Below are 7,547 nucleotides of genomic sequence, written 5' to 3' on the forward strand. Positions count from 1 at the left end.
GGCGGCCTCAGTGCACGATGAAGGCACCCGTAAGCATCACCGCGATAAGCAGAGTGCCGCCGAAAATAGCGATGCCAAGACTGACGCGTGCTGGGATTGAATATGAATCGTAATGGGGTTGTTCGATCATGCCACGCTCCCTTGTCGCTGGGCGGGGAGCGCGAACGCTCTCAGTCACCGGTAGACGCCGTTACAGGGCGGTGATGGCCGACGGTTGGAACAGCCGACGTTCCAAGGCTGGTCAATATTGCTCACGTGCCAAAAGAAATTGACGTGTCGTTAGCGAATTGGGGCGTTCCCGGATTCAAATTGGGAAAAATTGAACCAAGCCCTGATACCGTGGAAAAAGGCCGCCAACTGGGGCGGCCTTCGACTTCTGTCAGATTGTGCATATTGCCCGGAGGGACCAAGACGTTCGTAAGCGTGGGGCGATCCTTCCAATTACCCACAATTTGCGCTCGATATAGACGGACGCGTCCGAGGCGAAATCTTGAATCGGCAGAATCTGTTGTGATTCATTGTTGAGCACCTGATTCGGAGGCGTGGGGTGCTCGATGGGCTTGGTGAGGGAACGCGCGGAGGGGCGTGCTCGGCGATTGACGACCGGTATCGAGACGTGGGTTGATCGGGAAGTTGCGGGATGCGAGTTTAAGGATGAGCGGCTTGGCCGCCGGTTCGGCAAACTGCTCGCCCAGATCGGGAGCGACATGGGTCAAAGCATCCCGCTGGTTTGTCAGGACTGGGACAACACGAAGGCTGCCTATCGCTTCTTCTCCAACGAACGGGTCAACGAGGCGGATATTCTTTGCGGTCACTTTGAGGCGACGCACGGGCGCGTAACGACGACGGAGGGACCGATCCTCGTCCTCCATGACACGAAGGAATTCAGCTTCAAGCGCGAGAAGCCGGATCTGATTGGCTTTACGGGTAAGACGGCAGGGCGCACGCAGTGCGGCATCTTGATGCATTCGAGCCTCGCCGTGACGACCGAGGGGCTTCCGCTCGGTCTGGCGGCAATCAAGTTCTGGACACGCAAGAAATTCAAGGGGACGACGGCGCTGAAGCGAAAGATCAATCCGACACGGGTTCCGATCGAGCAGACGGAGAGCATCCGCTGGCTGGAGAATTTACGGCAATCGACCGACCTTCTCGCTGCCCCTGGACGATGCGTTCATATCGGTGATCGCGAGAGCGACATCTATGAGCTGTTTTGCCTAGCCGATAAGGTTGGAACGCATTTCCTGCTGCGAACCTGTGTTGATCGGCTTGCCGGGGGCGGTGATCATACAATTGCCGACGAAATGGACGAGGTTACGGTCAAAGGCCTGCATCGGATCAAGGTCAAGGACGACAAAGGCGATCCGGATGACGCGCTTCTCGAAATTCGTTTCCGCAAGCTTCGAGTTCTGCCGCCGATCGGCAAGCAGAAGAAATATCCCGCACTCACTCTGACGGTGATTCATGCTCAAGAGCGGGGAAAGCCGAAGCGGCGACAGAAGATCGAGTGGAAGCTCCTCCTCACCGATCTTCCGGTCCAATCGCGAAAAGACGCCATCGAGAAGATCGAATGGTACGCGTTGAGGTGGAAGATCGAAGTCTTCCATAAGATCCTCAAATCGGGCTGCAAGGCGGAGGAGTCGAAATTGCGAACAGCTGAGCGTCTGGTCAATCTGATCGCGGTTTTCTGCATTGTGAGTTGGCGCGTCTTCTGGATGACGATGCTCAATCGTTCCTCCCCGAATGCCCTACCGCAAACGGCGCTGACAGATCCTGAAATCAGGCTTCTTGATCATTTGGTGAAAGACAGGGGTGGCGACCGCTCTCGACGAAGCACGCTCTCGCACTATGTCATCAAGATCGCGCGGCTCGGAGGATACTTGGCCCGAGCCAACGATCCGCCTCCAGGAAATACCGTGATCTGGCGCGGACTATCGCGGCTGACCGACATCGAACTGGGAGCCGAGATCGAAGCAAAAATTATGGGTAATTGAAAGATCGGCTTCGCGCTTACACATGATTCGGCGCTCGCGCATTCGCACGAAGCAAGCGCTGTCCCTATCACGCGCCGCTAACTTCAACGGCCACCGCCTCAGCATGCGGGGCTGCGCCCCGGGGAAGGCCACGATCGCAAAACATTCGTCAGTGGATCGTCGATCTCATCGGGCTGACGCAGTGGGACAATGTTGCTATGCTCGTTCATGGCGTATCGCTCTCCTTGAGAGAGGTTCTGGCAGGCTCGACACTCGCCTCGATACGCCGCCTATCTCATTCCGTCATCACCCAGGTTCCCGCATAGCTCACGCTGCCTGAGCGGCTCAGCTTGGCGCTTACGCCCCATTGCGGAAATGGTCGGTTTTAAGGGCGCGCGCCGTAAACCTTCGTATCGTTCCGTGGCCCCCTTGGATGCCCGACGATTACCTACGTTCAATTGAGTCTCTGATCGCAATCGTCCTAGGCTGCATGCGTTGGAAAAGCGGACAGGCTCATGAAGTAGGAGGTGAAAACGGACGATCGACGAACAGGGACGATAATACCAAGAGGAGACTACAATGCCCAATTGCTCCGATAATCTTGGATCTGGCAGAGCCGCGCGATGCGCAGTTTGTGATGGCACGTGTGGTCTCGTCCGGTACTACTCATGGCGCCCCATTTGTTCCAAGTAGTGTTTCGATCGCTTCAGAACGCGCCGGGCAAGTGACCGCGGTTGGCTACCCTGGCGCCACATCGCCTTAGACCAGGCGCCTGAGAACCGCGCGAGGGCTCTGTGATGTTCCAGACACAAGGAGAGCCGCGTCGCATGACCATTTTCACCGGATTGCTGTTCGAGATGATCTCCTTGTCCTGGGGGACGATGTGGAGCGCGCTGGCGGTAGGCTATGCGGTGATTGGCTTGGATGGCCAAGTTTATCTGACAGATGCGGGCGCGGAATACCTAGCGTGGGCGGGAGCTTCAGCTTACAACGAGGCAAGGAATACTTACAAACCGCATAGACTTTGCTCCGCGCTGCCCAAACCATGACCGACCGAGCGATTGCGGGTCAGCTTAAAGCCCTAGCTGACGACTACCAGTGGCGAGCTGAGAAAGCGTCGCGTGTTGATGCTGCCAAAGCACTGGTTCGCTCACCTGCCAGCGCTGAACGCGATGCCCGTGGGGTCTCGTGGAGTAACGGCGTGTCTGGGCGTGAGCCTCAGGCCGATGCAAATTTGATTTCGGCGTTTGCGTTGACGATCGGCGGCGCGTTGGGTGCCGGCCTCCCGATGGCATTCCTGATTATTTGGCTCTGCTCCTGAAATGTCCCCTGACAGCGCCGCACCATGCCAGCGGGTTGTTGCCAAAGTCGAAACTTGCCTCGCCGAGAGCCTGCACGTTGCCACGCTGGGTGAATGTGTGATCCTTGCCATAGGCGAACATGACGCCGCGCGCATAGGCGCCGTCCGCATAGACACGGGTCCCGGGCAGGATTGTTATCGAATTGTTTCCGCCATTGACACGGATGCCAGCGCCCCCGGCTCCGCCTGAAAGCAGGTCGGCGCGCTGAACCACGGTGTTGCTACTGCCATAAACGTGCAATCCTAGTCCGAGCGTGGCCGTGTTGTAGGTATTCGCGAGATAGGCGGTGCCGTCAGCGTTACGGGCGAAGAAGGGGTCATCATTCACCAGAGTCTGGCCGTTGCCGTAGATGGAGTAACTGAAGAAATTGCGCTGATCGATGATGTAGCCGAGATCCTGCAACGTTGCGATCTCCGCCTCCATCAGATAGGTGTAGTTCCGGTATCTCTGGTGGCTCATCAAACTGTTCTTAAGCTCGGTATGCGACGCGAACGGTATATCCGGCTGACCATTCTCCCTCATCGCTCGCACCGGAATGCCGGGCATGGCCACCGGCTAGCACTTCATTCACATGCTTCCCGGCGAAATAGCCTTGATCGTGCCGCAGATCAAAAACCTCGTCAGCTGGCGAGTTCGCGCAGCCGGAACAATAAATCGCCTGTCCCGGCTTAGCCTGCTTGCCATTGTCATCGTACAAATGGGTCGTCCAAGCATTTATCGCTTCAGGGAAATACGGTGAGTGTGCAAAATAGCCGAAAATGCTACTGCCGATACCGAGCTGATGTGCGCCCTCGTGAAACACAACGGCTGTCAGATTCGCCTGCGGCGTCATCGACAATTGCGATGGGATATATGCCTCGGATGAAAAACCCATCTCGCCGATTGTTATCATGCCATGCGCCCCATAGTTCGGTTTGCTCGGATCCTGACCGGTGAGTGCCGCCTGCACCTTGGTGCCGGCACCCTGTATATCGCTGGACGTATGGATAGAGGCATGTGCGTTGTTATCGAGAAACCCGCCGATATTGACACTGGCCGGCGATTGACCATGTACGACCTTGATGATTTCAGCCCAATGCCGAATTGCCGCCAGTGATTGATCTATTTCCCCTCGCGACAGATTGCGCAGTGAATCCTCAGGCTTCCTAGTTTCACCGCAACAGTAAGGGCCGTCGCCGGTACCGAATATCCGCACCCGCATGAACGGCACACCGTTCGAATCCCTGATATCGTAGGTTTCAATGGCCTGGCCGGGCGTGGCGAGTAACGCGTGAACTGCAACGGCTGTGGCCATCATTGCGATTTTCTTGGTTTTCAAATCATAAACTTCCAGCTGGGGACTAGTTGTGCATCAGCGTGTTTTTGCTATCTCACTGCGACCGTGTGTGCACATTGACCGCCCGCGACTTACCGCTGCGGGCGTCATTGGTGACATCGTAGGTTACGCGCGTGCCTTCCTGAGGCTCCGAGCCGAGTGGCAGCGCTTTAATATGCAGGAAGACATCGTCGCCCCCTGAGTCGGGCTTGATGAACCCAAAGCCGCGATCGGCGACCCACTTCGTCACTATTCCTGATTGCCTTGATCTCAACTTCCTTCCCCTCGAAGCTAAGCCGCCTCAGTTGGCGGCTCGGAGTGCTGTTGACCGGAGTCTCTATTGAGATGAGTGAGCTTCAGTGGACAATCCGACAAAGCAGAGGAACTGCAGGCTGTTGGCAAGTAGTGCAGCAAAAACCGAGCCAATCACCTGACGGTTCCGCGCAGGCGCAGTGAACTTGACGCACGGCGCAAGGGGCACGCACGATGGATGCTTTCTGTCTGAAAGCAAGCCAACACTTGTTCGGCGCCCGCCAACGATGTCGCGAGCTCGACATTGCATACGAAGTACGACAACTCGCCGCACGTATGCGCGAGATGAGCAAGGCTCCCAGCACTACTTTGGCAGATTTATTCACGCCGTTGCTTTTCGCCGATTTGTCTTCTGCAGTACGGGCATCGCTGAGGTCGTGGTCGAACGATGAGTTCGACGATGGCTTGGCGCACGGCCGGCAGGCTCGGTTGAGGCGGAGGACCGCTGATTCTTTTTTTTCCCCCGCTTGTGCGAGACGGCGATACTGGAGGAATGCGTAAGCGATCATGGTCATAAGAGCATGACGATGGAGGCCTTGCCAGGACCGTCCCTCGAAGTGATCGAGCCCCAGTTCCTCTTTCAACTGCTGATGGGCCTGTTCGCAAATCCATCGGGCTTTGATCGTGGCAGCTAAAGAGCGCAGGTCCGTTTTGGTCGGCAGATTGGCGAGATAATACTTCTTCTCTCCCGACGCCCTGTGTTCACCGATGAGCCAGGCTTCGTCCCCCGGAAGATGCTGCTGGCCCATGTCCTTGATCCGCTGCGGAGGTCCATCCGCGGTCCGCACGCGAACCGCGGCGAAGCGAGCTTCCAACCGGCCCTTGGTCCCGTTTCGCCAACTCACATTTTGCCACTTGGCATTGGCCAGCATGTCTTCGGCCTCCGTCGACAATACATCGGGAATGTGCCGCTTGCGGGGACGACCTCGACCGGCGACCGGCCAGATCAGTTTAACCCGGACCGGATAAACCTTCTGGTGACGAGGGATACCGACGGCCCAGGCCAGGCCGCGTGTCGTGAGCCCCTGACGGAACGGCGCGCTGAGACCGTATCCAGCATCTGCCAGCACACAGCCGAAGCGAACACTGGCTGCGATCACGCGATCAATCTCCGCCAACGCGATCTCTGGCTTGGTTCGCGCTACGCGATGCTCGACTGGAACACCGGCGCGCTTCAAACGCACCGGATTACTCGTCCAACTCTCGGGAACGAAGAGACGTAATGCCACCATGACCGGCACTTCACCCCGCGCAAGCGTCACGACACCAATGTTTGGCAATTGGCCATCTTGCCGAGAGACGAGGCATATTGCGGAGCGACACCAACCGAACGATCGCCCTTCTTCGGCATCGCGGTGTCGTCGATGACCAGCACCGCATCTTTGCCGCCGACCAGGCGATCGGCCTGAACCAGCAATTCCGACTCCAATGGCGTCGCATCCCAGACGCCATCAGCGATGAAGTGGTGCAACTGGTCATAGTCACCCGGTGCCAGACGCGCCGCCATCGGCTGGATGCTCTTGCGATCGCCTGGTCCAATCAGTCCCGAGATATAAAGGGGACACATCCTTCGCCGAGCCCTGTGACCCAAGCGATCCGGGAATGGCTTGAGCCAGCGTCCAAGCTCGTCTTCCCACTTCGGCGTCGTGTTCACCATGGTCGGCCCTCCAAAAGCCGACCGCCCATGAATCATTGAAAATCCGATTCGGGAATCCAGTTTCGCCGATCAATCGCCAAAATCTGCCAAAGTAGTGCTAGTCATGCGGAGCGAAAGAAACGGCGCGGAGCGCTGGTCGGAGAAATACTCTCCGTCGCCATGACAAGCGAGGCGCTGGACGCGTACGGATGGCGGATCGCGTTTCTGCTCGGTGCCGGTACGCTGCCGTTCGGATTTTGGTTGCGCAGTGTCCTGCCCGAAACGTCCTGCAAGTTGCCGCCTCTCGCCTTTGCGAGCACGGTCGTCAGCAATGCAGTAGGAATTGCTGCTGCACCCTTGGGCGGTGGGCTCGGAGATCGAGCCGGACGCCGGCCCAATGATATGGCCACAGATCGCCGCGCTGCTGCGGCATCTTACCATCCGGACCGCGGCCTCGTGACGCGCACAACCGACGTGACCGCAGAGGTTGCCCTGGCCATGCCGAGTCCTTCCGGTGCCTATGACTTCGCCGGATGGGCTTTGGCAGCTCCATGCTGGACGTGATCGGAAAATGCTCTAGTTGGTGCACGCTGTGGAGATCATGCCATGACCCGTGAAGGGGCGTTGAAGATCGCCATTGAGGCGCTCACACAATGGTCTCAAGGGAAGGTCGCAACGGCCGTCGTGCTTGCCGCGATCGCGAAGCTCGAAGCGCGTAGGCCGACACCTAGGCGGCCTCCAAAACGGAAGCTCTCTTCCACAACGCGGATGCGCGCGTTAAAGTTACGCCCTAGCAATGTCAGGCCCCTAGGGTCGCGCTGCCATCCTCCGGATATCGAGCAGGAGTACACCGAAGTATTCGAAGAGCGCGAGATCGCTGCATATCACGAGGCGGGGCATGCAGTGATTGCTCGCGCACTAGACATAGAGGTCGCGTGTGTTGCCATCATTCC

General features: G+C 57.8%; 6 protein-coding genes and 2 pseudogenes. 4 read left to right on the top strand and 4 right to left on the bottom strand.

The window, feature by feature from the left end:
• The first annotated feature begins 596 nt into the window (after positions 1 to 596).
• Both K359_RS0145735 and K359_RS62615 read left to right on the top strand, forming a co-directional pair.
• Positions 597 to 1,991: an IS4 family transposase gene (locus K359_RS0145735; protein ID WP_305728198.1), complete on the top strand. Its 1,395-nt coding sequence runs from the start codon at positions 597 to 599 to the stop codon at positions 1,989 to 1,991.
• Positions 1,992 to 2,797: 806 nt separating this feature from the next.
• Entirely contained in the window at positions 2,798 to 3,019 is a 222-nt protein-coding gene (locus K359_RS62615; protein ID WP_029085002.1) for a hypothetical protein, read from the top strand.
• Between the two features lie 252 nt (positions 3,020 to 3,271).
• Here the strand turns inward: K359_RS62615 and K359_RS58045 are convergent, their stop codons facing one another.
• From K359_RS58045 to K359_RS56000, 4 genes and pseudogenes are all read right to left on the bottom strand, one after another.
• The gene (locus tag K359_RS58045) at positions 3,272 to 3,853 is read right to left on the bottom strand and encodes a hypothetical protein (protein WP_245284931.1); all 582 of its coding nucleotides are present in this window, start codon (positions 3,851 to 3,853) and stop codon (positions 3,272 to 3,274) included.
• Positions 3,801 to 4,649, bottom strand: coding sequence for a hypothetical protein (locus K359_RS65390; protein ID WP_224496622.1), 849 nt, complete (start codon positions 4,647 to 4,649; stop codon positions 3,801 to 3,803). The genes K359_RS58045 and K359_RS65390 overlap by 53 nt, the downstream gene beginning before the upstream one ends.
• Before the next feature lie 52 nt (positions 4,650 to 4,701).
• Positions 4,702 to 4,896, bottom strand: a complete 195-nt coding sequence (locus K359_RS0145755; RefSeq protein ID WP_225024712.1) for a cold-shock protein — start codon at positions 4,894 to 4,896, stop codon at positions 4,702 to 4,704.
• A 384-nt stretch (positions 4,897 to 5,280) separates the two neighbouring features.
• Positions 5,281 to 6,615: pseudogene (locus K359_RS56000) on the bottom strand (IS701 family transposase).
• A gap of 126 nt (positions 6,616 to 6,741) precedes the next feature.
• On the opposite strand from K359_RS56000, the pseudogene K359_RS66560 reads away from it, so the two are divergent.
• Together K359_RS66560 and K359_RS64080 are read left to right on the top strand one after the other, a co-directional pair.
• Positions 6,742 to 7,021 (top strand): annotated as a pseudogene (locus K359_RS66560) (MFS transporter); the annotation flags it as partial.
• Positions 7,022 to 7,200: 179 nt separating this feature from the next.
• On the top strand, positions 7,201 to 7,547 hold a 347-nt coding region (locus tag K359_RS64080), incomplete at its 3' end, for a hypothetical protein (RefSeq protein ID WP_210164117.1).

Origin of the sequence: Bradyrhizobium sp. th-b2 (genome assembly GCF_000426785.1) — a bacterium.
Lineage (GTDB): Bacteria > Pseudomonadota > Alphaproteobacteria > Rhizobiales > Xanthobacteraceae > Bradyrhizobium > Bradyrhizobium septentrionale.

Coding starts and splice junctions, on each gene's coding strand:
- K359_RS58045 (WP_245284931.1), bottom strand. CDS start 3,853: ATGAGGGAGAATGGTCAGCCGGATATACCGTTCGCGTCGCATACCGAG.
- K359_RS62615 (WP_029085002.1), top strand. CDS start 2,798: ATGACCATTTTCACCGGATTGCTGTTCGAGATGATCTCCTTGTCCTGG.